Source organism: Streptomyces sp. WAC04114 (assembly GCF_019733245.1).
GTDB lineage: Bacteria > Actinomycetota > Actinomycetes > Streptomycetales > Streptomycetaceae > Streptomyces > Streptomyces massasporeus_A.
The window spans coordinates 1-22,603 of record NZ_JAIGQA010000139.1; the positions used below are offsets into that span (position 1 = coordinate 1).

Here is a 22,603-nt window from a genome sequence, read left to right on the forward strand (position 1 = left end):
CGGTGCGAGGGGGCGGGGTCAGCGGGGTTCCGGGACACAACGCGGCCATGGCGGTGCTGGAGAACACCCCCGGGTGAACCGCTCAGTCGGCCTCCCGCGTCCACCCCACTGCCTTGAGGAGCGCCGCGTCCGCCGGGCGCGCCTCGTCGAACAGGACGCCCCCGGCCGCCTCCACGCGCAGTCCGTCCACGTAGCATCCGCGTCCGACGTAGAGCCGGTCCGTCGCGTAGCGCCAGCGCAGGGCGAGCTCCCGCGCGGCCGGGAGGTCGGCGGTGAGCCGGTGCCAGACGCGGCCGGACCAGCCGGTGACGGAGCCCGACGGGTGCTGCTCGGGGTCCTGGCCGCGGCGGGACGTCGTGAAGGGCACCGGCTGCCAGGTCGTGCCGCCGTCGGTCGTGGCCTCCAGGACCAGGGCGTCAGCCTTGGGCTCGGTGTCCCACCACAGGGCGCAGCGCAGCCGGGCCCGGCCGGCGGACGTGTCCAGGGCGGGGAGCGAGAGGGCCGCCGTGGTGTTGACCGCCATCCCGGAGAACCAGGCCGTGCGTCCCCGCGCCGGCCGGACCGGCGCGGCCCGTGCCATGTTGTTCGCCGCGGCCACCCTGGGCGCCGACCCGGACCGCCAACTGCGCACCGGGTGGACCGAGTTGCCGAGGACGACCAGGAACGAGTCCGTCGTCGGGTCGAGCACCAGCGAGGTGCCCGTGAAGCCGGTGTGCCCGGCGGTGCGGGGTGTGGCCATCGCGCCCATGTACCAGTGCTGGTAGAGCTCGAAACCGAGGCCGTGCTCGTCCCCGGGGAAGGCGGTGTTGAAGTCGGTGAACATCAGCTCCACCGACTCCGGCGTCAGGATCCGCTCCCGCCCGTAGACACCGCCGTTGAGCAGCGCACGGCCGAGGACCGCCAGGTCCCACGCGTCGGAGAACACGCCCGCGTGACCCGCGACGCCGCCCAGGCTGAACGCGTTCTCGTCGTGCACCTCGCCCCACACCAGGCCCCGCTCCAGGCCGGACCACGGGGCCCGCGCGTCCTCCGTGGCCGCGATCTTCGGCCGCCAGGACGCGGGCGGGTTGTAGCGGGTGCGGCGCAGGCCGAGCGGCGCGGTGATCTCGTCCCGGAGCAGGACGTCCAGGGCCCGGCCCGTGACGCGTTCCAGCACGAGCTGGAGCGAGATGAGGTTCAGGTCCGAGTACAGATAGGCCGTGCCGGGCGCGCTGACGGGCTTCTCGTTCCAGATGAGCTGGAGCTTCTCCTCGTGACTCGGCGCGCTGTACAGCGGGATCCAGGCGCGGAATCCCGAGGTGTGGGTGAGGAGCTGACGGATCGTGATGTCCTGCTTGCCCGCGCGGGAGAAGTCCGGCAGGTACGAGGCGACCTTCGCCTCCAGCTTCAGTGCGCCCCGCTCGATCTGCTGCACGGCGAGGATCGAGGTGAACAGCTTCGACACCGATGCCAGGTCGAACACGGTGTCCTCGGCCATCGGGATCTGCTCGCCGGGCGGGAACTCGACGCCGGTGTCGGTCTTCTCGTCGTAGGCCCGGTAGCGCACCGCCATGCCGATGGGCCGGTGCAGGGCGACCGTGCCGCCGCGTCCGGCGAGCAGGACGGCGCCCGCGTACCAGGGGTGCTTGGGGGAGGGGACGAGGAACGCCTCCGCATCGGTGACGAGCCGGCGCAGGTGGGAGGAGAGCAGACCGGCGCGTGCGGCGGAACCGTGCCGCAGGGTGGGGTGGTGGCCGGTCGTCGCCGGGGACGCCCCGGCGGGCCCGGCGGGCAACGGGGCGAGTGCGAGCGCACCGCCCAGGGCCAGTCCCGCTCTGCCCAGTTGACGCCGGGTCAGGTCGCTCGCCGCTCTGTCGGTCACCGCGTACCCCTTCGCCTCTGCCGACTCGCCTGTCCCATGAAGTATGTCCGCCGCCCGCCTCCGCCCATAGACCGCGCGCGGCAACCCACCGGGTTCTGAATCTGACGAAGCATCAGAAAACCCCTTCCGTCCTCCGGGGGACTCCGGCATCCTGCGCCCATGCAGACGGAGCTGAGCCAGACACTGGGAATCGAGCACGCCGTCTTCGGCTTCACGCCGTTCCCGGCCGTCGCCGCGGCCATCAGCCGGGCCGGCGGCTTCGGCGTGCTCGGCGCGGTCCGCTACACCGACCCCGACGAGCTCACACGCGACCTGGACTGGATCGAGGCACACGTCGACGGCAGGCCCTACGGCCTGGACGTCGTCATGCCGGCGAAGAAGGTCGAGGGCGTGACGGAAGCCGATGTCGAGGCGATGATCCCCGAAGGGCACCGGCAGTTCGTCCGGGACACCCTCGCCAAGTACGGCGTGCCCGAACTCGCCGAGGGCGAGGCCGCTGGCTGGCGCATCACCGGCTGGATGGAGCAGGTCGCCCGCAGCCAGCTCGACGTCGCCTTCGACTACCCGATCCGGCTCCTGGCCAACGCCCTCGGCTCCCCGCCCGCCGACGTCATCGCCCGCGCCCACGACCGGGAGGTCCTCGTCGCCGCACTCGCGGGCAGCGCCCGGCACGCCCGCAAGCACCGGGACGCCGGAATCGACATCGTCGTGGCGCAGGGCTACGAGGCGGGCGGCCACACCGGCGAGATCGCCTCCATGGTGCTCACCCCCGAGGTCGTCGACGCCGTCGCCCCGATGCCCGTCCTGGCCGCCGGCGGCATCGGCAGCGGACAGCAGGTGGCCGCCGCACTCACCCTCGGCGCCCAAGGCGTGTGGCTCGGCTCCCTGTGGCTGACCACCACGGAAGCCGACCTCCACTCGCCCGCCCTGACCCGCAAACTCCTCGCGGCCGGCTCCGGCGACACCGTCCGCTCCCGCGCCCTGACCGGCAAACCGGCACGCCAGTTGCGCACCGAGTGGACCGACGCCTGGGACGACCCGGCCGGGCCGGGCACCCTGCCCATGCCCCTGCAAGGGCTGCTGGTCGCCGAGGCCGTCTCACGCATTCAGAAGTACGAGGTCGACCCGCTGCTCGGCACCCCGGTCGGGCAGATCGTCGGCCGGATGAACAGCGAACGCAGCGTCCAGGCCGTCTTCGACGACCTCACCCGCGGCTTCGAGCAGGCCGTGGACCGCGTCAACCGCATCGCCGGAAGGAGCGGACCGTCGTGAGCACACCCCCCGTGGGCTTCTGGGCCCAGGCCGCACAGCACCCCGACCGGAAGGTGCTCGTCGCACCCGACGGCGAGGAGTGGACCGCCGGACGCCTGCACACCGCCGCCAACCGGCTCGTGCACGGCCTGCGCGACGCCGGGCTGCGACGCGGCGACACCTTCGCCGTGGTCCTGCCCAACGGCGTCGAGTTCCTCACCGCCTATCTGGCCGCCAGCCAGGCCGGGTTCTACCTCGTCCCCGTCAACCACCACCTGGTCGGACCGGAGATCGCCTGGATCGTCTCCGATTCCGGCGCCAAGGTGCTCCTCGCCCACGAGCGCTTCGCCGACGCGGCCCGCGCCGCCGCCGACGAGGCCGGTCTGCCGGGCACCCACCGGTACGCCGTGGGCACGGTCGAGGGCTTCCGCCCGTACGCCGAACTCCTCGACGGCCGGCCCGAGTCGGCGCCCGCGGACCGCACCCTCGGCTGGGTCATGAACTACACCTCGGGCACCACCGGCCGCCCCCGCGGCATCCGCCGCCCGCTGCCCGGCAAACCGCCGGAGGAGGCCTACCTCGGCGGCTTCCTCGGCATCTTCGGCATCCGGCCCTTCGACGACAACGTGCACCTGGTGTGCTCGCCGCTCTACCACACGGCCGTCCTGCAGTTCGCCGGCGCCTCCCTGCACATCGGCCACCGGCTGGTCCTGATGGACAAGTGGACGCCCCAGGAGATGCTCCGCCTCATCGACACCCACGGCTGCACCCACACCCACATGGTCCCCACCCAGTTCCACCGCCTGCTGGCCCTGCCCGGCGAGGTGAAGGACCGCTACGACGTCTCCTCCATGCGGCACGCCATCCACGGGGCCGCGCCCTGCCCCGACCATGTGAAGCGGGCCATGCTCGACTGGTGGGGGCCCTGTGTGGAGGAGTACTACGCGGCCAGCGAGGGCGGCGGCGCCTTCGCCACCGCCGAGGACTGGCTGAAGAAGCCCGGCACCGTCGGCAAGGCCTGGCCCATCAGCGAACTCGCGATCTTCGACGACGACGGCAACCGGCTGCCGCCCGGTGAACTCGGCACCGTCTACATGAAGATGAACACCGGCGGCTTCTCCTACCACAAGGACGAGGCCAAGACCCGGGGGAACCGCATCGGAGACTTCTTCACCGTCGGCGACCTCGGACACCTCGACGAGGACGGCTACCTCTTCCTGCGCGACCGCAAGATCGACCTGATCATCTCCGGCGGGGTCAACATCTACCCGGCCGAGATCGAGTCGGCCCTGCTCGCCCACCCGGCCGTCGCCGACGCCGCCGTCTTCGGCATCCCGCACGACGACTGGGGCGAGGAGGTCAAGGCGGTCGTGGAACCGGCCCCCGGACACCGGCCCGGATCCGCCCTCGCGGCCGACCTCCTCGACCACTGCGCCCACCGGCTCGCCGGGTACAAGCGGCCCAGGTCGGTCGACTTCATCGCGGAGATGCCCCGCGACCCCAACGGCAAGCTGTACAAGCGGCGGCTGCGGGAGCCGTACTGGGAGGGCCGGACCCGACCGGTGTGAGGCGGCGACCGCGGCTTTGGTAGCGGGAAGGCCGGCGTCGTCCTTTGGCCGGCCTCCGCTCGCCCTCCGGACGGTCCCGGCTCTCGCCCTGCCCGAGGTCCTTGACCTCTCCGGGCGGTGAACCGAGGATCATGTGTCATGACGACGCCCGGACACGGCAGCACGGTCGACGGAGTCCTGCGGCGCAGCGCCCGGCGCACACCGGCGCGCGTCGCGGTGGAGTACGCCGAACGGACCTGGACGTACGACGAACTCGACACCGCCGTCTCCCGCGCGGCGAGCGTCCTCCTCGACCAGGGGCTGACCCGCGGGGACCGGGTCGGCGCCTACGGCCACAACTCCGACGCCTACCTGATCGCCTTCCTCGCCTGCGCCCGCGCGGGGCTGGTGCACGTACCCGTCAACCAGAACCTCACCGGCGACGACCTCGCCTACATCGTCGGCCAGTCCGGCAGCGCCCAGATCCTCAGCGACCCGGACCTGGCCGCGCGGCTTCCGGACGGCGTGAGGACGCTGCCGCTGCGTGACGCGGACGACTCGCTGCTCGCACGGCTGCCGCAGGCGCCCGCGTACGACGGCCCCGAGCCGCGTAGCGAGGACCTGGTGCAACTGCTGTACACGTCCGGGACGACCGCCCTGCCCAAGGGCGCGATGATGACGCACCGGGCCCTGGTGCACGAGTACCTGAGCGCGATCACCGCCCTCGACCTGAGTGCGGGCGACCGCCCCGCGCACTCCCTGCCGCTGTACCACTCGGCGCAGATGCACGTCTTCCTGCTGCCCTACCTCGCCGTCGGCGCGACGAACATCATCCTCGACGCACCCGACGGCGACCGGCTCTTCGACCTGATCGAGGCGGGCCGCGCGGACAGCCTCTTCGCGCCGCCCACCGTCTGGATCGCCCTGTCCAACCGCCCCGACTTCGCCACCCGCGACCTGAGTGGCCTGCGCAAGGCGTACTACGGCGCGTCGATCATGCCGGTCCCGGTGCTCGAACGGCTGCGGGAGCGCCTGCCCGGCCTGGCCTTCTACAACTGCTTCGGGCAGAGCGAGATCGGCCCGCTGGCCACGGTTCTCGCACCCGGCGAACACAAGGGCCGCCTGGACTCCTGTGGCCGGCCCGTCCTGTTCGTCGACGCCCGCGTGGTCGACGAGCACGGCAACGACGTCCCCGACGGCACCCCCGGCGAGATCGTCTACCGATCCCCCCAACTGTGCGACGGCTACTGGGACAAGCCCGAGGAGACCGCCGAGGCCTTCCGCGACGGCTGGTTCCGCTCCGGCGACCTCGCGGTACGCGACGCGCACGGCTACTTCACGATCGTCGACCGGGTCAAGGACGTCATCAACTCCGGCGGTGTCGTCATCGCCTCACGCCAGGTCGAGGACGCCCTGTACACCCACCCCGGCGTCGCCGAGGCCGCGGTGGTGGGCCTGCCGGACGAGCGCTGGATCGAGGCGGTGACAGCCGTGGTCGTCCCGCGCGGCGAGGTCTCGGAGACGGAACTGATCGACCACGTCCGCGAACGACTCGCCCCCTTCAAGGCCCCGAAACGTGTGGTGTTCGTGGACGAACTCCCGCGCAACGCCAGCGGGAAGATCCTCAAGCGGGAACTGCGGAATGACCTCGGGAACGGGTAGCGCCCACGGCCCGGAGAACCGGGTTGTGCCGGACCGGCCCCGGACGCGAGGATCGACGGCATGCCGATCTTCAGTGCCCCGGACGGGACCCGACTGGCCTACCACCTGCGCGGTGCGGGCGAGCCGCTCGTCGTGCTGCCCGGCGGGCCCATGCGGGCCTCCGCCTACCTGGGAGACCTGGGCGGACTGGACGCCCACCGGCAGTTGGTACTCCTCGACCTGCGCGGCACGGGGGAGTCCGAGAAACCGGCGGATCCGGGGACGTACCGCTGTGACCGGCTCGTGGACGACGTCGAGGCGCTGCGGAGCCATCTGGGACTGGAGCGGATGGACCTGCTCGCGCACTCTGCGGGCGGCAGTCTGGCCATGCTGTACGCGGCCCGTCATCCGGAGCGGCTGGGACGGCTGGCCCTGGTCACCGCCATCCCGTGGGCACTGGGGCTGCCGGCCACGGCCGCGGACCGGCTTGCGGCAGCACGACTGCGGGCGTCGGAACCCTGGTTCCCGGACGCGTTCCCGGCGTTCGAGGCCTGGCTGGACGGCACCGGTGAGTTCGATCCGGTGTTTGTCCCGTTCTTCCACGGGCGCTGGGACGACACCGCCCGGGCTCACGCCGACCGCGAGGAGAGCGAGACCAACGACGAGGCGGCGGAGGTCTACGGCGGTGACGGCGCCTACGACCCTGCCGCGACGCGGAGTGCGCTGGCCCGGGTGAGAACTCCCGCGCTCGTCCTGGCCGGTGAGGTCGACGGCGGTCCGGATCCCTCACTCGCCCGGCGTGCCGCGGACGCCTTCCCGGAGGCCGAGTTCGCGGTGCAGCCGGGAGCGGGGCACTACCCGTGGCTCGACGACCCGCAAGCGTTCACGCGGCGGGTGGCCGCCTTCTTCTCCTGACCACGGACGCCGGCGCCTCTGCCGTCGGCAGAGCGGACCCGGCTCCCGGGCACTCTTCGCCTACCGTGCCCGGCATGGACTCAACACCCCGCACCGCGCAGGCGAACGGCATCACGCAGGCCTACCGCGTCTGGGGGCCGGCGGACGCGGAGCCCCTCGTGCTGCTGCACGCCCGTGGGGCCGACGGCGCCGACTGGGCTCCGATCGCCCCGGCTCTGGCCACCGGGCCCACCGGACCCCGCCGTGTGTACGCCCCCGATCTGCGCGGACACGGCCGGAGCGACCGGCCCGGCGGATACGCGTACGAGACCATGCGCGACGACATCCACGCCCTCCTCGGCGTGCTCGGCATCGACCGCGCCGACATCGTGGGCCACTCGCTCGGCGGCGCCGTCGCCTACCTGCTCGCCCAGCGCAGCCCGGGGCTCGTGCGCCGGCTCGTCCTGGAGGACGTGCCCGCGCCCTTCCCGCTGGACCCGCCGCGCCCACCCGCCGAACGGCCCGGCGGGGAGACTCCGTACGACTGGGCGATGATCCTCGCCACCGACGAACAGCGCAACGCACCGAATCCCCTGTGGTGGGACCACATGGGCCGGATCACCATGCCCACGCTGCTGATCGGTGGCGGGCCGAGCAGCCCGATCCCGCAGGAGCAGATCGCCGCGTTCGCCGAACTGCTCCCCGACGCCCGGCACATCACCCTCGACGCGGGGCATCTCGTGCACGAGACCCGCCCGGAGGAGTTCCTCGCGGCCGTGGCGGAGTTCCTCAGCCCTGCGGCCCGTACGCCGTCATGAAGCGGTCGCGGAACTTGTCCATGCCCCACCGGGGCGCGTCCTCGGCCGGCTTGAGGCCGTCCGTCCAGCCCCAGTCGGCGACCCGGTCCAGGACCTTCTTGTCGTGGGCGACGATCGTCACCGGCACGTCCTTGCCGGTGTCCCCGGCGGTGACGGTCGGCACCGGCTGGTGGTCACCGAGGAAGACCAGCACCGTGTCGTCGTCGCCGTAGCGCTCGACCCACTCGGTGAGGCTGCGGATCGAGTACTCGATGGCCTTGCGGTACTCCGCGCGCACCTTCTCCGGGTCCTTCCAGACCTCGGTGGGGTTGGTGCCTTCCTTCTTGATCCGGTGGAACACCGAGCCGTCGCCGAGGTCCTCCCAGTCGATCATGTGGGCGATGGGGGACCAGGGGTTGTGGCTGGAGGCCAGGATGATTTCGGCCATGATCGGGTCACGGTTCTTCTTGCCGTGCTCCAGCCGCTCGAAGGCCTCCATGCTGAACTGGTCGGGCACGGGCGTCCAGCTGAAGTACGGGCCGTGGTAGCCGAGGTGCTCGGAGTCGTAGATGTGGTCCAGGCCGAAGTACTTGCCCTCCGGCCAGGCCCGCCGCACCCCCGGCACGACGCCGACGGTCCGCCAGGCCCCGGTCTTGCCGAAGTAGTTCGTCAGCGTCATGCGATCGCTCGTGGTCAGATTGCGGTACCGCTGCTGGTTCTTGATCCACAGCCCGGACAGGAACGTCGAGTGGGCGAGCCAGCTGCCCGCGCCCGTCACCGGCGACTCCAGCCAGCCGCTGCGCGACTCGAACCCGGCCGCCTTGAGCCTGCCGGTGCCTTCCTTGAGTACGGCGTCGGTCTGCTGCGCCATCGCCGGGTCGTCGATCGCCACCCTGCCGTAGCTCTCGATGAAGGTGAACAGGACGTCCTTGCCGCGCAGCCCCGTGAGCAGCTGGTCGGGCGGTGTCTTCGCGAAGGCGTCCTTCGAGGCCTGCTTCTCGAAGACCCGGGCGTCCGCGAGCCCCGCACGCACCTGCTCCACCCGGTTGCCCAGGAACTCGGCGTTGCCCTTGGTGGCGACCGGCACGGTACCGATCTGCACGCCCAGGGTCATGCAGGTGATCCACGCCGTGCCGAGGATCAGGACCGTACGGCCGGCGACGGGCCGGTGCCGGACCATCAGGTTCGTCAGCCGCACCACCGCGAGCGTCGTGAGAACGAGCAGCGCGACGAACAGGACGATCACGCCGGTCACGGCCAGGACCTGGCCGGTGCGGCCGAACGTCTCCTTCAGGAAGTCCGTGCCGTTCTCGATCAGGATCCAGTCCAGGACCAGATCGAAGGGCCGGGCCAGGATCTGGTAGAAGCCCATGTCGACGAACTTGAGCACCGTGACCAGGCCCAGGAACATGCCCGTGACGACCGCCGTGATGCGCCGGGGCTTCGGCGGCAGCGCGAGCAGCAGCCCGGCGAGCAGCACGCCCTCGGCGGGGATGCGCACGAACGACATGAACTCGATGCGCTCGATCCGGTTCGGCACGAGCAGCGCGAACAGCACCAGGGCACCGGCCAGCACGGTCGTACCGACGGAGACGCCGCGTGCCGTACGGGGGTGGCGACGCCGCCAGCCGAACCAGCCGGGCTTGGTCGCCGGGGGCTGCTGTGCCGGGGCGGCGATCTCAGGGGCGTCGTCGGTAGCGGTGCTGTCCACCGGATCCGCCGTGCCGCTGTCTCCATCGGATTTCGCCCCGCCCTCGGCCGTGTCGTCCGAAAGCTGACGGGAGCGAGTGAAGAGCGACACCCGGTGGTTCCTTCCGTGCGGTCCTGCTGGCATGGCGAACGGAGCTCGGGTGAGCGAGCCCGCCACCACCAGTACGTCCGCACGTCACCTTAGGTTCAACGGCCCGGCCGGAGATTCACCCGTCCGCCGTCGCCGCCACCTCGCGCGCCCACCGGTAGTCCGCCTTTCCGCTCGGCGACCGCCGGATCGACGCGGTGATCACCAGCCGGCGCGGGATCTTGTAGCCGGCGAGCCGGTCACGGCAGTGGGTCTGGATGTCCTGGAGCGAGGGCGGCGCCGCGCCCGCGCGCAGTTGCACCACGGCCGCCACATGGTGGCCCCACCGGGCGTCCGGCACCCCGGCCACCAGCGCGTCGTAGACGTCCGGGTGGGATTTGAGGGCCTGTTCGACCTCTTCCGGGTACACCTTCTCGCCGCCGGTGTTGATGCACTGCGAGCCACGGCCGAGGACCGTGACCACGCCCTCCTCGTCGACGGTGGCCATGTCGCCGAGCAGTACCCAGCGCTCGCCGTCCTTCTCGAAGAAGGTGGCGGCGGTCTTGGCGGGGTCGTTGTAGTAGCCCAGCGGCACGTGTCCGCACTGGGCGACGCGCCCCACCTCGCCGGCCGCCACCGGCTCGCGGGTGGCCGGGTCGACCACCTGGGTGCGGGCGTTGACCCGCACCCGGAAGCCGCGCTCGGGGCCGGAGTCCTCGGTCGCCGTCCCGTTGAAGCCCGATTCCGAGGAGCCGAAGTTGTTCAGCAGCATGGCGTTCGGCACCAGCTCCTGGAACTGCCTGCGCACCGTGTCCGACAGGATCGCGCCGGACGAGGACACGCTGAACAGCGACGAGCGGTCGATGTGCCGCAGCGGTCCGCTCAGAGCGTCGATCAGCGGCCGCAGCATCGCGTCGCCCACCAGCGAGATGCTGCTGACCCGCTCCTTCTCCACGGTCCGCAGCACCTCCTCGGGCACGAACTTGCGATGGATCACCACCCGCTGCCCGAAGTTGAAGCCGATGAACGCCGTGAGGGTGGAGGTGCCGTGCATCAGCGGAGCCGTCGGGAAGAACGTGATCCCCGCACCGCCGGCCGCGACCCGCTCCGCCAGCTCCTCCGGCTTCTTCACCGGCTCACCGGTCGGGGCGCCGCCGCCGAGGCCCGCGAAGAACAGGTCCTCCTGCCGCCACATCACCCCCTTGGGCATGCCGGTCGTGCCCCCGGTGTAGATGATGAACTGGTCGTCGGGCGAGCGGGCCGGGAAACCCCGCCCGGGCGCACCCAGGGCCTCCACCTGTGCGAACTCCACACAGACGAGCTCCGCCGCCCCCGGCGCGGGAGCCCCCACCCGGATCAGGTGCCGCAGCTTCTCCGCCCGGGGGCGCGCCGCCGCCACCCGGTCGGTGAACTCCGCGTCGAAGACCAGCGCCGCCAGGTCCGCGTCCCGGTAGAGGTACACCAACTCCTCTTCGACATAGCGGTAGTTGACGTTGACGGGGACGATCCGCGCCTTGAGGCAGCCCAGCACCGTCTGCAGGTACTCCACGCCGTTGTAGAGGTGGAGCCCGAGATGCTCACCGGGGCGTATCCCGCTGCCGAGCAGATGGTGGCCGACGCGGTCGGCCGCCGCGTCGAGCTCCGCGTACGTCAGGCGGCGCTCCGCGCCCGTGCCCGGGAGGTCGGCGTACACCAGCGCCTCATGGCCGGGAACGACGTCGACGACCGACTCGAACAGGTCGGCAAGGTTGTACTCCACCGCTCCTCCTGACCCCGGGCATGCCTGGTATCGGACGGTTCGCCCGTCATCAGAGCAAAGGGCGGTCCAACTGTGAAGGGCTCGCGCGAAAGAATCTGACTGACTGTCAGAAAACCCTTGAAGTGCCACCCGCCCTACTGCAACCTGTTCTCGTTCCATGAGAGGGGAGTTCGCCATGGGTGGGACGGAACACCTCACCGTGCAGCGCGAAGGCGCCACACTGGTGCTCACACTCAACCGGCCGGAAGCCAGGAACGCGCTCTCACTGCCGATGCTCGTCGGCCTCCACGACGGATGGCTGGAGGCCGACGCGGACGACTCCGTCCGCTCGGTCGTCCTCACCGGCGCGGGCGGCTCGTTCTGCTCCGGCATGGACCTCAAGGCCCTCGCCGGCAACGGCATGGCCGGTGAGGAGTACCGCGACCGGCTCAAGGCCGACCCCGACCTGCACTGGAAGGCCATGCTGCGCCACCACCGCCCGCGCAAGCCGGTGATCGCCGCCGTCGAGGGGTACTGCGTGGCGGGCGGCACCGAGATGCTCCAGGGCACCGACATCCGCGTGGCAGCGGAGTCCGCGACCTTCGGCCTGTTCGAGGTGAAGCGCGGCCTGTTCCCCATCGGCGGCTCCACCGTCCGCCTGCCACGCCAGATCCCGCGCACCCACGCCCTGGAGATGCTCCTCACCGGCCGCCCCTACAGCGCCCGCGAGGCCGCCGCCATCGGCCTGGTCGGCCACGTCGTCCCCGACGGCACCGCACGGGACAAGGCGCTGGAGATCGCCGAGCAGATCAATGCCTGCGGGCCACTGGCCGTGGAGGCCGTCAAGGCCTCGGTCTACGAGACCGCCGAGATGACCGAGTCCGACGGCCTCGCCGCCGAACTCACCCGGGGCTGGCCCGTCTTCGACACCGCCGACGCCAAGGAAGGCGCCCGGGCCTTCGCCGAGAAGCGACCACCCCTCTACAAGCGCGCGTAGCGCTGTGCCGGAGGTGGCCGGTTGTCGAGCCGCGGGTCGTCGGTGGCCGAGCGCACAGTTCCCCGCGCCCTTCAGGGGCGCCCCGTGCACGCCGATCACGAAGGAGGCAGGCCCTCGATGTCCGCAGTTCTCAAGGCGCCGCTCGTCGTCGAGTTTCCCTTCACCCGCTCCCTCGGCCCGGTCCAGAGCGCCTTCCTGACCGGCCTGCGGGAACGGGTGATCCTCGGAGTCAAGACGCGCGACGGCCGCACCCTCGTCCCGCCCGTCGAGTACGACCCCGTCACCGCCGAGGAACTCCACGACCTGGTCGAAGTCGCCCCGACCGGCACGGTCACCACCTGGGCCTGGAACCCCGCTCCCCGCCGCGGCCAGCCCCTCACCACCCCCTTCGCCTGGGTCCTGGTCCGCCTCGACGGCGCCGACACCGCTCTCCTGCACGCCCTCGACGCCCCCGGCCCCGCCGCCGTCCACACCGGCATGCCGGTCCGCATCCGCTGGGCCGGCGAACGCACCGGCGCCATCACCGACATCGCCTGCTTCGAGCCCCACGACGGCCACCGGGCCGAACCGGCGGGCCACACCGGCGAGTTCGAGGACCCCGTCACCGGCATCGTCGCCGCCGCCCGCCTCGACTACACCTACTCGCCCGGCCGCGCCCAGACCGCCTACATCAACGCCCTCTCCGGCCGGCGCACCGTGGGTGAACGCTGTCCGTCCTGCCGCAAGGTGTACGTCCCGCCGAGGGGCGCGTGCCCCACCTGCGGGGTGGCGACCTCCGAACAGGTCGAGGTGGGTCCGCGCGGCACCGTGACGACGTTCTGCATCGTCAACATCAAGGCCGCGCATACGGCGAATCTCGACATCGAGGTGCCGTACGTCTACGCCCACATCGCCCTCGACGGCGCCGGCCTGGCGCTGCACGGCCGGATCGGCGGCATCCCCTACGACGAGGTCCGCATGGGCCTGCGCGTCGAGCCCGTGTGGACCGACGGCGCCCGCTACCCCGACCACTACCGGCCCACCGGCGAACCCGACGCGGACTACGACACCTACAAGGAGCTGCTGTGACGAGCGCACCGCAGGACCGCGAGATCGCCGTCGTCGCCTTCGCCCAGACCGTCCACCGGCGCACCAGCGACGAGCTCTCCGAGGTGGAGATGCTGATGCCGGTGCTGCACGAGGTCCTGGACGCCACCGGCCTGAAGACCGCCGACATCGGCTTCACCTGCTCGGGTTCCAGCGACTACCTCGCCGGCCGCGCCTTCTCCTTCACCCTCGCCCTCGACGGCGTCGGCGCCTGGCCCCCGATCTCCGAGTCGCACGTCGAGATGGACGGCGCCTGGGCCCTGTACGAGGCCTGGACGAAACTCCTCACCGGGGACGCCGACACCGCCCTGGTCTACGCGTACGGCAAGTCCTCGCCCGGCTCCGTCCGCGACGTCCTGACCCGCCAGCTCGACCCCTACTACGTGGCGCCGCTCTGGCCCGACTCCGTGGCACTCGCCGCCCTCCAGGCGCAGGCCCTCATCGACGCCGGCGACACCGACGAGCCCGCCCTCGCAGCCGTCGCCTCCCGCAACCGCGCGGCGGCCACCACCAACCCCCACGCGCAACTGCGCGGCCCGGTGCCCCAGGGCGACCACCTCGTACAGCCCCTGCGCACCGGCGACTGCCCGCCCATCGGCGACGGCGCCGCCGCCGTGATCCTCGCGGCGGGGGACCGGGCCCGTGCCCTGTGCGCCCGCCCCGCCTGGATCCGCGGCATCGACCACCGCATCGAGGCCCATGGCCTCGGCGTGCGCGACCTCACCGACTCGCCCTCCACCCGTCTTGCAGCCGAACGCGCCGGAGCCTTCGAACGTCCCGTCGACACCGCCGAACTGCACGCGCCCTTCACCGCGCAGGAGATCGTCCTGCGCAAGGCCCTCCGGCTGGGCGAGGACGTGGACGTGAATCCCTCCGGCGGTGCCCTCGCCGCCAACCCGATCATGGCCACCGGCCTGATCCGCATCGGCGAGGCCGCCGCCCGCATCCACCGCGGCGCCTGCGACCGCGCCCTCGCCCACGCCACCTCCGGCCCCTGCCTCCAGCAGAACCTGGTCGCCGTACTCGAAGGGGAACCCCGATGAGCAAGGAGCCCGTGGCCGTCGTCGGCATCGGCCAGACCAGGCACGTCGCCGCACGCCGGGACGTCTCCCTCGCCGGACTGGTCAGGGAAGCCGCCCGGCGAGCGCTCCGGGACGCCGAACTGACCTGGGCCGACATCGACGCCGTCGTGATCGGCAAGGCCCCCGACTTCTTCGAGGGCGTCATGATGCCGGAGCTCTACCTCGCCGACGCCCTCGGCGCCGTCGGCAAACCCATGCTCCGCGTGCACACCGCCGGCTCGGTCGGCGGCTCCACCGCGCTCGTCGCGGCGAACCTCGTCGCGGCCCGCGTCCACGCCACGGTTCTCACCCTCGCCTTCGAAAAGCAGTCCGAGTCCAACGCCATGTGGGGGCTGTCCCTGCCGATCCCCTTCCAGCAGCCCCTGCTCGCCGGGGCCGGCGGATTCTTCGCCCCGCACATCCGCGCCTACATGCGCCGCAGCGGAGCCCCCGAGACGATCGGCGCCCTCGTCGCCTACAAGGACCGCCGCAACGCCCTCAAGAACCCCTACGCCCACCTGCACGAACACGACATCACCCTCGACAAGGTCATGGCCTCGCCCATGCTGTGGGACCCGATCCGCTACTCGGAGACCTGCCCCTCCTCCGACGGCGCCTGCGCCATGATCCTCACCGACCGCGCCGGAGCCGCCCGCGCCCCGCACCCGCCCGCCTGGATGCTCGGCGGCGCGATGCGCAGCGAACCGACCCTCTTCGCCGGCAAGGACTTCGTCTCCCCGCAGGCCGGGCAGGACTGCGCCGCCGACGTCTACCGGCAGGCCGGGATCACCGACCCCCGCCGCGAGATCGACGGCGCCGAGATCTACGTGCCGTTCTCCTGGTACGAGCCCATGTGGCTGGAGAACCTCGGTTTCGCCGGCGAGGGCGAGGGCTGGAAACTCACGGAGGCGGGCGTGACCGAACTGGACGGGGACCTGCCCGTCAACATGTCGGGCGGTGTGCTGTCCACCAACCCCATCGGCGCCTCCGGCATGATCCGCTTCGCGGAGGCCGCCCTCCAGGTGCGCGGGCAGGCCGGAGAACACCAGGTGGACGGGGCTCGCAGGGTCCTCGGACACGCCTACGGCGGCGGATCGCAGTTCTTCTCCATGTGGCTGGTGGGCGACCGTCCCCCGGACTCCTGAAAGGTCCGCCTCACGTGCCCTGTTGGCTGTGGGACACGATCGCTAGGCTGGCCGCGGACGACGAATCGGGAGGAGCACGGACGTGGCCGAGACCACCACCCAGCAGCGCCCGCTCACGGGCTGGGACAAGCCGGAGCTGGACCTCACCAACGCACAGTGGCAGTCCAGCAGCCAAGGGCGGGGGGATGTCCAGATCGCTTTCGTGGAAGGCTTCATCGCCATGCGGAACAGTGCCCGCCCGGAGAGCCCTTCGCTGATCTTCACACCCGCCGAGTGGGGCGCGTTCGTGTCGGGAGCGCGGGAAGGGGAGTTCGACCTCACCTGAGGGCGGGGCGACCCATTCCGGACGGCCGGAAGCCGACGGCCGATCCGGGGGTGTTCCGCCCGCATTTCCGGACACGCGACCTGAGGCATCTTCCCGGAGCCACCGCCTGAGTCAGGCTGGCCCCCGGGAGGGGACGGTCGATTCCCGGAGGTGAGGACCCCATGAGCACCCTGCCCGTCGTCGCGGCGGTCGACGGCTCGGACGACAGCTTGCGCGCTTTGGAGTGGGCCGTCGACGCCGCTTGCCGGCGCGCGGCACCCCTGCGCGTGGCGCACGTACGCCAGTACGCCCACTGGGTACAGCCCGAGGTGCTCGCCGCCGGGCCCGCGGACCCGCAGGACGATCCCGTACTCGACCAGGTCCGCACCCATCTGGAGGGCCGCCCCGACCGACCGGACACGGAGTACGTGGGCCTGGTGGGAGCGGTCGGCGCGGTCCTGCCCGAGCTGGGCTCCGGCGCCCAGCTGCTGGTGCTCGGCTCCCGGGGCCGCGGCGGCTTCGCCAGCCTGGTGCTCGGCTCGAACAGCATGGCCGCCGCCCGCGACGCCGAATGCCCGGTCGTCGTGGTGCCCCGGCCCGGACGCGAGGTCCACGGCGAGCCACCGGGCGGCCCCGGATCACGCGTGGTCGTCGGCCTGAAGGTGGACGGCCCCGACGAGGCCACGCTCGAGTTCGCCTTCGCCGAGGCCACCCGGCGTGGCGCCCGGCTCCAGGCGGTCGCCGCCTACCCGTGGCCCGCGCAGCCCTGGACGATGCCCGGCGAGATGCCCCCGACGATCGTCGACCAGGACGTCATCGAGGACGAGATCCGCGTCCTCGCCGACGGCTTCCTCGCCCCGTACCGCGAGCGGCACCCGGACGTCCCGGTCGAGCTGGTCCCGGCGGCGGGCGACGCGGCCGGCTTTCTCGTCGCGGCCTCCCGGGACGCCGACCTCGTCGTGGTGGGCCGGCACCGGCGGCGTCTGCTCTCACCCGTTCGCATGATGGGCTCGGTCACCCACGCCGTGCTGCTGCATGCCGTCGCCCCCGTCGCCGTGGTCCCGCCGTCGCCCGCGCAGGACTGACCCGGCCGTCATGGATGCGGCCGGCCCTATCATCAGCCGCATGCGGGAACCGATCAGCAGGGACGCCCGGCTCGCCCTGGACCTGGCCCTCACCCTCCGCCACGACGGCAATGGCGGCGTCACCGACGACCTGACCGACCCGGCGGGCCTGACCGAGTGGGTCCGGGTCCATCCCGAACTCCTTCCTGGCACCGCGACCGACCGGACCGACGATCACCGCGAGAGCTCCACGACCGGCACGGCCCCGCGGGGGGCCGAGGGCGCGGGGGGCGGGTTCACCGCCGATGCCGCGCAGCTCGCCGCCGTCCGCGAGCTGCGGGCCGCCGTCCGCGCGCTCTTCGCCCGCGCCGTCCGCCCCGGCGAACCGAGCCCCGCGGACGCGGCCCGCCTCATGCCCCCGGAGGAAGCGGTGCGGCAGCTGAACGAGGCGGCGGCCCGCACCCCCACCGTGCCGGTCCTGGACTGGCCCGAAGGCGCCACCCCGCTCGTCCACCAAAAGGCCGTCCGAACCGCCGACGACCCGGCCGCGGCCCTCGCCCAGGCCGTGATCGCGTTCCTGGCGAGTCCTGAGCGCGACCGGCTGCGGGCCTGCCACGCGCCGCGCTGCGTGCGGTACTTCCTCAAGGAGCACCCGCGCCAGGAGTGGTGCAAGCCCTCCTGCGGCAACCGCGCCCGGGTGGCCCGCCACCACCAACGGCACAAGGCGACGGCGTAGACCCGGCCGGTACCGTCCGGGCGGCCTGACACCGCCCCGCCACAGGACGACCACGCGGCCCCCCGGCGCGCCGCCCGCCCCGCACTTCGCAGGCCGGGCCACGTACCATGGGCGACATGTCGTTCCTCCGCCGCCGCAGCGCCACTCCCGCCGGGCCCGACTTCGACGTACTGGCCATGGACCCGGGCGACTGGCCCGGCAACCTCGGTGCGGGACTGCTCCCTGCGCCCGACGGGACCTGCCAGGGCGTCTTCCTGCGCTACGACCTGTTCGGCGGCCGAGGCCCCGCGATGATCATCGGCAATCTGCCCGAGGGCTCCCCGGCCCGCGAGGTCGAAGAGGGCCAGGTCCCCTTCGAGGTGGCCCAGCTGCTGCTGGCGCTGGAGAACGACGAGGAGGTCACCGTCGTCAGCACCGAGGACGTACCGGTGATGCAGGGCGACAACCTTCTGATCGTGCGCCGCGTGAAGCTCTCCGAGAGCCGGATCTCCTGCGTGCAGTTCGACCGCAGCGACAACGTCCTGGTGACCATCGCAGCCTGGGACCGCCCCATCACCGACGACCTCTACACCCTCCTCAAACCGCTCCCGGCGGAACTCTTCCAGCAGGGCTGAGCCGGAACCGACCACACGCGAAAGGGCCGCTGTACACCGGAACAGGTGTACAGCGGCCCTTTCGTCCCCGTCAGCGAGTGCCGACCGCCGCGCGCACGGCGCGCCGGGCCAACTGGCAGTCGTCGTGCAGCCGCCGCAGCAGCAGCCTCTGCTCCTCGCCGGTCGGCGCAGCACCCGGGTGGGCCGCGCCCGGTGCCGCCGGGGCCGCGTCGTGCATCGAACGCTGCACGGCCGTCTCGTAGGTCCGGATCTCACGGGTCAGCACCAGCATCAGATTCACCAGGAAGGCATCCCTGGACGCCGGCCCCGCCGACTGCGCGATCTGGCTGATCTGACGACGGGCGACCGGTGCGTCCCCGAGCACCGACCACAGCGTCGCCAGGTCGTAGCCCGGCAGGTACCAGCCCGCATGCTCCCAATCCACCAGCACTGGACCGGCCGGTGACAGGAGAATGTTCGACAACAGCGCGTCGCCGTGGCAGAACTGGCCCATGCCCTGCCGCCCGGCCGCCTGTGCGATGCCGTGCAGCAGCTTCTGCAGGTCGCCCAGGTCCCGGTCGGTGAGCAGGCCCAGCTCGTGGTACCGGGAGATCCGGGCCGCGTAGTCGAGTGGGGCGTCGAAGGTGCCCGCCGGCGGCCGCCAGGCGTTGAGCCGGCAGATCGCGCCGAGTGCCGCTCTGATGTCCGCCCGGGGCGGCGCCTCGGCAGGGTGCCGCTGGAGCGCCGCCACCCGGCCGGGCATGCGCTCGATCACCAGGGTGCAGTTGTCCGGGTCCGCCGCGATCAGTCTCGGCGCCCGCACGGGTGGGCGGTGCCGGACGAACGAGCGGTATGCCGCTATCTCGTGGCGGATCCGCTCGGACCAGGCGGGGGAGTGGTCCAGTAAACACTTGGCGACAGCCGTGCTGCGACCGGTCGTGCCGACCAGGAGCACGGACCGTCCGTTGCGGCGCAGGACCTGCACCGGGGCGAACTCCGGGCAGATGCGGTGCACGGACGCGATCGCCGTGCGCAGCTGCGCGCCCTGGGGGCCGGACAAGTCGAGTCTCCCGCTGAGCGGTTGGGTGCCGAGGACCGCGCCGCGCCGAGCCCTGCCCGCACCGAGCACGGGGGCCGCCGGCCGCGCGGGGGCGAGGTAGGGGCCGCTGTCCGCGGGACGCGGGTGCAGCGACCGGGGCGGTGCGGACACGGAGGACGATGCTGCGTACATGGGCGAAACAGATCCCTTCGTGTGCCTGCGACGACAGCGCACCACCCGGCCCGGACGCCCGGGGGAACCCTGGGGAGTGTCCCTGGCGACCGGGTCGGGGTGGCGCTTTCCTACCTGACACCGGATGGCCCGTGGCACACCATCTGGCGCACCCTGGCGAACCCTGGCGAATAGTCGCCCGGCAAGTCTCCCCGGGCTACTGTCAACTCAGCCGAGAACCTGGGGGCTTGACGTGAGCGGACAACCCAACACCCGGCTCGCGGACCTGTTCGGCCTGGCCGGCTGGTCCAAGGGCGAACTCGCGAGGCTGGTCAACCGGCAGGCGGCGGCCATGGGCCATCCCCAGCTGTCGACCGACACCTCCCGGGTGCGGCGGTGGATCGACACGGGAGAGATCCCGCGCGATCCGGTGCCGCGGGTACTGGCGGCTCTGTTCACCGAGCGTCTCGGCCGTGTCGTGACCATCGAGGACCTCGGTCTGGTCCGGCACGGGCGTGCGGGGAAACGGCAGGGCGGAGGGAGCGACGATGCTCCCGACGGTGTGCCGTGGGCGCCCGAGCGGACGGCTGCGGTCCTCACCGAATTCACGGGAATGGACCTCATGCTCAACCGACGCGGCTTGGTGGGCGCGGGCGCCGCGCTCGCCGCGGGATCCGCACTCAGCAACGCCATGTACGACTGGCTGCACTCCGACCCTTCCCTGGCTGCCGACGCCCCCGACCTCGACCACCCCCTGCACGCCGACCCCGCTGGGTTCGACCGTTACGAGGCCGCCCCCATCGGGTCGCAGGAGATCGAGGAACTGGAGCGCTCGGTCGAGGTGTTCCGCGCCTGGGACGCGGCCCGCGGCGGCGGGCTCCAGCGCAAGGCCGTGGTGGGCCAGCTCAACGAGGTGGGCGGCATGCTCGCCTACCGCCACCCACCCCACCTCCAGCGGCGCCTGTGGGGCGTCGCCGCCAACCTCGCCGTCCTCGCGGGCTGGATGTCGCACGACGTCGGCCTGGAGCCCACGGCCCAGAAGTACTTCGTCATCGCCGCGCACGCGGCCAGAGAGGGCGGGGACCGGCCCCGCGCGGGTGAGGCACTGTCCCGCGCGGCCCGCCAGATGGTGCACCTGGGCCGGCCGGACGACGCCCTGGACCTGATGAAGCTCGCCACCTCCGGCTCCGGTGACGAGGTGCTGCCCCGCACCCGGGCGATGCTCTACACCATCGAGGCCTGGGCGCAGGCCTCCATGGGCAAGGGCCAGGCGATGCGCCGCACGCTCGGGCGGGCGGAGGACCTCTTCGTCTCCGACAAGGCCGACGTGCCGCCGCCGGACTGGATGCAGACCTTCAAGGAGGAGGACCTCTACGGCATGCAGGCCCTGGCCTACCGCACGCTCGCCGAGTTCGAGCCGGGCGCGGCCGCCCATGCCCAGCACTACGCGGAGAAGGCCCTCGCCCTGCGCGTCGACGGCCGGCAGCGGTCGAAGATCTTCGACTATCTGTCGATGGCGTCGGCCTGCTTCATCGCCGACGACCCCGAACAGGCGGACCGGTACGCGCGGCTGGCCCTGGTGTCGATGGGATCCAACTCCTCCCACCGCACCTGGGACCGGCTCCGCCAGATGTACCGGCTCACCGCGGAGTACTCCGGCTACCCGAAGATCCAGGAGCTGAGGGAGGAGATCAAGCTCGCCCTGCCGAAGACGAAGGGCAGGGGCGGCAACCGCGCACAGGCCTGAGATTCCTAAGACATGACCCTGGCGACGAGCACACAGGCGTTGTCCTCGCGCTGGCTCGCGCCGAACTCCTCGACCACGGTCCGTACGCAGTCCTCCGCGGTGCGGTCCCCGGTCAGGCGTGATGCCAGGCCGAGGAGGAGGTTCGCGGCCGCCGACCCGGTGTGCCCGGGTACCAGCCCGTCGGTGTGCAGGAGCAGCAGGTCGCCCACCTGGAGCGTCTCTTCGGCCTGCCCGTAGACGGCGCCCGAGGTGGCGCCGAGCAGGACGCCGTCCGGTGCGTTCAGCGCGCGCCCCGTCCCGTCGCGGAACAGCAGCGGGGCGGGGTGTCCGGCCTGCGCCCACACCAGGGTGCGGCCGGCGGGCCGGTAGCGGCAGCAGACGGCGCTGCCCAGGGCGGGTTGCACGGTGGCGTCGAGTAACTGGTTCAGCCAGGCCATCAACTGTCCCGGCTGGGCACCGGCCATGGCCATGCCGCGCACGGCACCGAGCAGCATGGTCATGTTCGAGGTGACGCCGACTCCCTGGCCGGTGAGATCACCGACGCTGAGGAGCGTTTCGCCGTCGGTCAGTTCGAGCGCGTCGTACCAGTCGCCGCCGATCATCGTGTGCGCGGACGCCGGCAGATGCTGGGACGCGAGGTCGAGGGTCCTGGGGCCTCGGTGCGGGAGCCGCAGGGAGCCCCGCCACGGCGGCAGCACGGCCTCCTGCAGCTCGACCGCGAGCCGCTGTTCGCTCCGCACGGCCTCCTGCCGGTGGTGGAGCGAGTCACGGGTCTCGCTCACCGCCCGCTGGCTGCGGCGCAGTTCGCTGACGTCGCGCAGCACGGCCCACATCGAGGCGGTGCTGCCGTCGGTGTCGAGCACCGGTTCGCCCATCATGTGCACGGTCCGTACGTCGCCGCCGCGGCGGGCGATGCGGAACTCGCCGTCGATGGGGCGGGCGTCGACGAGGCAGTTGGTGACCATCGCCGTCAGTTTCGGCCGGTCCTCGTCCACCACCAGCGACGGCAGTTCGTCGAGGGTGAGCGGGGGAGCGGCCGGGTCGCGGCCCAGGATCTGGTAGAGCTCCCCGGACCAACTGGCCTCGTCCGTCAGCAGGTTCCACTCGGCGCTGCCGACCCGGCTGAGCAGGGAGCCCTGCGCGGGGGCGGGGGG

19 protein-coding genes are annotated in these 22,603 nt (G+C 72.1%); 14 read left to right on the plus strand and 5 right to left on the minus strand.

Going from position 1 to position 22,603, the window contains the following annotated elements; all coding sequences use genetic code 11:
* Positions 1-82: 82 nt before the first annotated feature.
* Positions 83-1,861, minus strand: coding sequence for a serine hydrolase (locus tag K4G64_RS28555; protein WP_221758855.1), 1,779 nt, complete (start codon positions 1,859-1,861; stop codon positions 83-85).
* 159 nt (positions 1,862-2,020) lie between these two features.
* Between K4G64_RS28555 and K4G64_RS28560 the strand changes: the two genes are divergently transcribed.
* The 5 genes from K4G64_RS28560 to K4G64_RS28580 all read left to right on the plus strand — a co-directional run bounded on the left by K4G64_RS28560 (position 2,021) and on the right by K4G64_RS28580 (position 8,012).
* Entirely contained in the window at positions 2,021-3,133 is a 1,113-nt protein-coding gene (locus K4G64_RS28560) for a nitronate monooxygenase family protein (protein WP_221758856.1), read from the plus strand.
* Positions 3,130-4,680 carry an acyl-CoA synthetase gene (locus tag K4G64_RS28565; RefSeq protein ID WP_221758857.1) on the plus strand — a complete coding sequence of 517 codons (1,551 nt, stop codon included), beginning with the start codon at positions 3,130-3,132 and terminating at the stop codon, positions 4,678-4,680. The genes K4G64_RS28560 and K4G64_RS28565 overlap by 4 nt, the downstream gene beginning before the upstream one ends.
* Positions 4,681-4,818: 138 nt before the next feature.
* Positions 4,819-6,321 (plus strand): acyl-CoA synthetase, encoded by a 1,503-nt coding sequence (locus tag K4G64_RS28570; protein WP_221758858.1) that lies wholly within the window; start codon positions 4,819-4,821, stop codon positions 6,319-6,321.
* Between the two features lie 60 nt (positions 6,322-6,381).
* On the plus strand, positions 6,382-7,215 hold the full coding sequence (locus tag K4G64_RS28575; protein ID WP_221758859.1) for an alpha/beta fold hydrolase: 834 nt from the start codon (positions 6,382-6,384) through the stop codon (positions 7,213-7,215).
* Positions 7,216-7,289: 74 nt separating this feature from the next.
* A complete protein-coding gene (locus K4G64_RS28580) occupies positions 7,290-8,012 on the plus strand; it encodes an alpha/beta fold hydrolase (RefSeq protein ID WP_221758860.1) in 723 nt (240 codons plus the stop codon).
* Here K4G64_RS28580 and K4G64_RS28585 read toward each other — a convergent pair.
* Positions 7,984-9,792: a sulfatase gene (locus tag K4G64_RS28585; RefSeq protein WP_221758861.1), complete on the minus strand. Its 1,809-nt coding sequence runs from the start codon at positions 9,790-9,792 to the stop codon at positions 7,984-7,986. The two genes, K4G64_RS28580 and K4G64_RS28585, sit on opposite strands and share 29 nt — an antisense overlap.
* Before the next feature lie 115 nt (positions 9,793-9,907).
* Positions 9,908-11,527 carry an acyl-CoA synthetase gene (locus K4G64_RS28590; protein ID WP_221758862.1) on the minus strand — a complete coding sequence of 540 codons (1,620 nt, stop codon included), beginning with the start codon at positions 11,525-11,527 and terminating at the stop codon, positions 9,908-9,910.
* 175 nt (positions 11,528-11,702) lie between these two features.
* Here K4G64_RS28590 and K4G64_RS28595 point away from each other — a divergent pair, with 175 nt between their 5' ends.
* From K4G64_RS28595 to K4G64_RS28630, 8 genes are all read left to right on the plus strand, one after another.
* Positions 11,703-12,503: a crotonase/enoyl-CoA hydratase family protein gene (locus K4G64_RS28595; protein WP_221758863.1), complete on the plus strand. Its 801-nt coding sequence runs from the start codon at positions 11,703-11,705 to the stop codon at positions 12,501-12,503.
* A gap of 117 nt (positions 12,504-12,620) precedes the next feature.
* Positions 12,621-13,571 carry a Zn-ribbon domain-containing OB-fold protein gene (locus K4G64_RS28600; protein WP_221758864.1) on the plus strand — a complete coding sequence of 317 codons (951 nt, stop codon included), beginning with the start codon at positions 12,621-12,623 and terminating at the stop codon, positions 13,569-13,571.
* Positions 13,568-14,632: a thiolase domain-containing protein gene (locus K4G64_RS28605; RefSeq protein ID WP_221758865.1), complete on the plus strand. Its 1,065-nt coding sequence runs from the start codon at positions 13,568-13,570 to the stop codon at positions 14,630-14,632. The genes K4G64_RS28600 and K4G64_RS28605 overlap by 4 nt, the downstream gene beginning before the upstream one ends.
* A complete protein-coding gene (locus K4G64_RS28610; protein ID WP_221758866.1) occupies positions 14,629-15,795 on the plus strand; it encodes a thiolase domain-containing protein in 1,167 nt (388 codons plus the stop codon). Before K4G64_RS28605 ends, K4G64_RS28610 begins: the two co-directional genes overlap by 4 nt.
* An 82-nt stretch (positions 15,796-15,877) precedes the next feature.
* Positions 15,878-16,120 carry a DUF397 domain-containing protein gene (locus tag K4G64_RS28615; protein ID WP_031141375.1) on the plus strand — a complete coding sequence of 81 codons (243 nt, stop codon included), beginning with the start codon at positions 15,878-15,880 and terminating at the stop codon, positions 16,118-16,120.
* Between the two features lie 161 nt (positions 16,121-16,281).
* Entirely contained in the window at positions 16,282-17,184 is a 903-nt protein-coding gene (locus K4G64_RS28620) for a universal stress protein (RefSeq protein WP_221758867.1), read from the plus strand.
* Between the two features lie 40 nt (positions 17,185-17,224).
* Positions 17,225-17,899: an ABATE domain-containing protein gene (locus K4G64_RS28625; protein WP_221758868.1), complete on the plus strand. Its 675-nt coding sequence runs from the start codon at positions 17,225-17,227 to the stop codon at positions 17,897-17,899.
* Positions 17,900-18,015: 116 nt separating this feature from the next.
* A complete protein-coding gene (locus K4G64_RS28630) occupies positions 18,016-18,513 on the plus strand; it encodes a hypothetical protein (protein ID WP_221758869.1) in 498 nt (165 codons plus the stop codon).
* A 70-nt stretch (positions 18,514-18,583) separates the two neighbouring features.
* On the opposite strand, the gene K4G64_RS28635 is transcribed toward K4G64_RS28630, so the two are convergent.
* Positions 18,584-19,723 (minus strand): aminoglycoside phosphotransferase family protein, encoded by a 1,140-nt coding sequence (locus tag K4G64_RS28635; RefSeq protein ID WP_221758870.1) that lies wholly within the window; start codon positions 19,721-19,723, stop codon positions 18,584-18,586.
* A 232-nt stretch (positions 19,724-19,955) separates the two neighbouring features.
* Between K4G64_RS28635 and K4G64_RS28640 the strand changes: the two genes are divergently transcribed.
* Complete coding sequence (locus K4G64_RS28640; RefSeq protein WP_221758871.1) at positions 19,956-21,449, plus strand: hypothetical protein; 1,494 nt, start codon at positions 19,956-19,958, stop codon at positions 21,447-21,449.
* Positions 21,450-21,454: 5 nt separating this feature from the next.
* On the opposite strand, the gene K4G64_RS28645 is transcribed toward K4G64_RS28640, so the two are convergent.
* Positions 21,455-22,603: PP2C family protein-serine/threonine phosphatase (locus K4G64_RS28645; protein WP_221758872.1), on the minus strand; the 1,149-nt coding region annotated here is incomplete at its 5' end.

Bases quoted from the DNA above. Each gene is read 5' to 3' on its own strand.
- K4G64_RS28570 (WP_221758858.1), top strand. From the start codon at position 4,819: ATGACGACGCCCGGACACGGCAGCACGGTCGACGGAGTCCTGCGGCGC.
- K4G64_RS28595 (WP_221758863.1), top strand. From the start codon at position 11,703: ATGGGTGGGACGGAACACCTCACCGTGCAGCGCGAAGGCGCCACACTG.
- K4G64_RS28625 (WP_221758868.1), top strand. From the start codon at position 17,225: ATGCGGGAACCGATCAGCAGGGACGCCCGGCTCGCCCTGGACCTGGCC.
- K4G64_RS28610 (WP_221758866.1), top strand. From the start codon at position 14,629: ATGAGCAAGGAGCCCGTGGCCGTCGTCGGCATCGGCCAGACCAGGCAC.
- K4G64_RS28630 (WP_221758869.1), top strand. From the start codon at position 18,016: ATGTCGTTCCTCCGCCGCCGCAGCGCCACTCCCGCCGGGCCCGACTTC.
- K4G64_RS28575 (WP_221758859.1), top strand. From the start codon at position 6,382: ATGCCGATCTTCAGTGCCCCGGACGGGACCCGACTGGCCTACCACCTG.
- K4G64_RS28580 (WP_221758860.1), top strand. From the start codon at position 7,290: ATGGACTCAACACCCCGCACCGCGCAGGCGAACGGCATCACGCAGGCC.
- K4G64_RS28620 (WP_221758867.1), top strand. From the start codon at position 16,282: ATGAGCACCCTGCCCGTCGTCGCGGCGGTCGACGGCTCGGACGACAGC.
- K4G64_RS28635 (WP_221758870.1), bottom strand. From the start codon at position 19,723: ATGTACGCAGCATCGTCCTCCGTGTCCGCACCGCCCCGGTCGCTGCAC.
- K4G64_RS28600 (WP_221758864.1), top strand. From the start codon at position 12,621: ATGTCCGCAGTTCTCAAGGCGCCGCTCGTCGTCGAGTTTCCCTTCACC.
- K4G64_RS28560 (WP_221758856.1), top strand. From the start codon at position 2,021: ATGCAGACGGAGCTGAGCCAGACACTGGGAATCGAGCACGCCGTCTTC.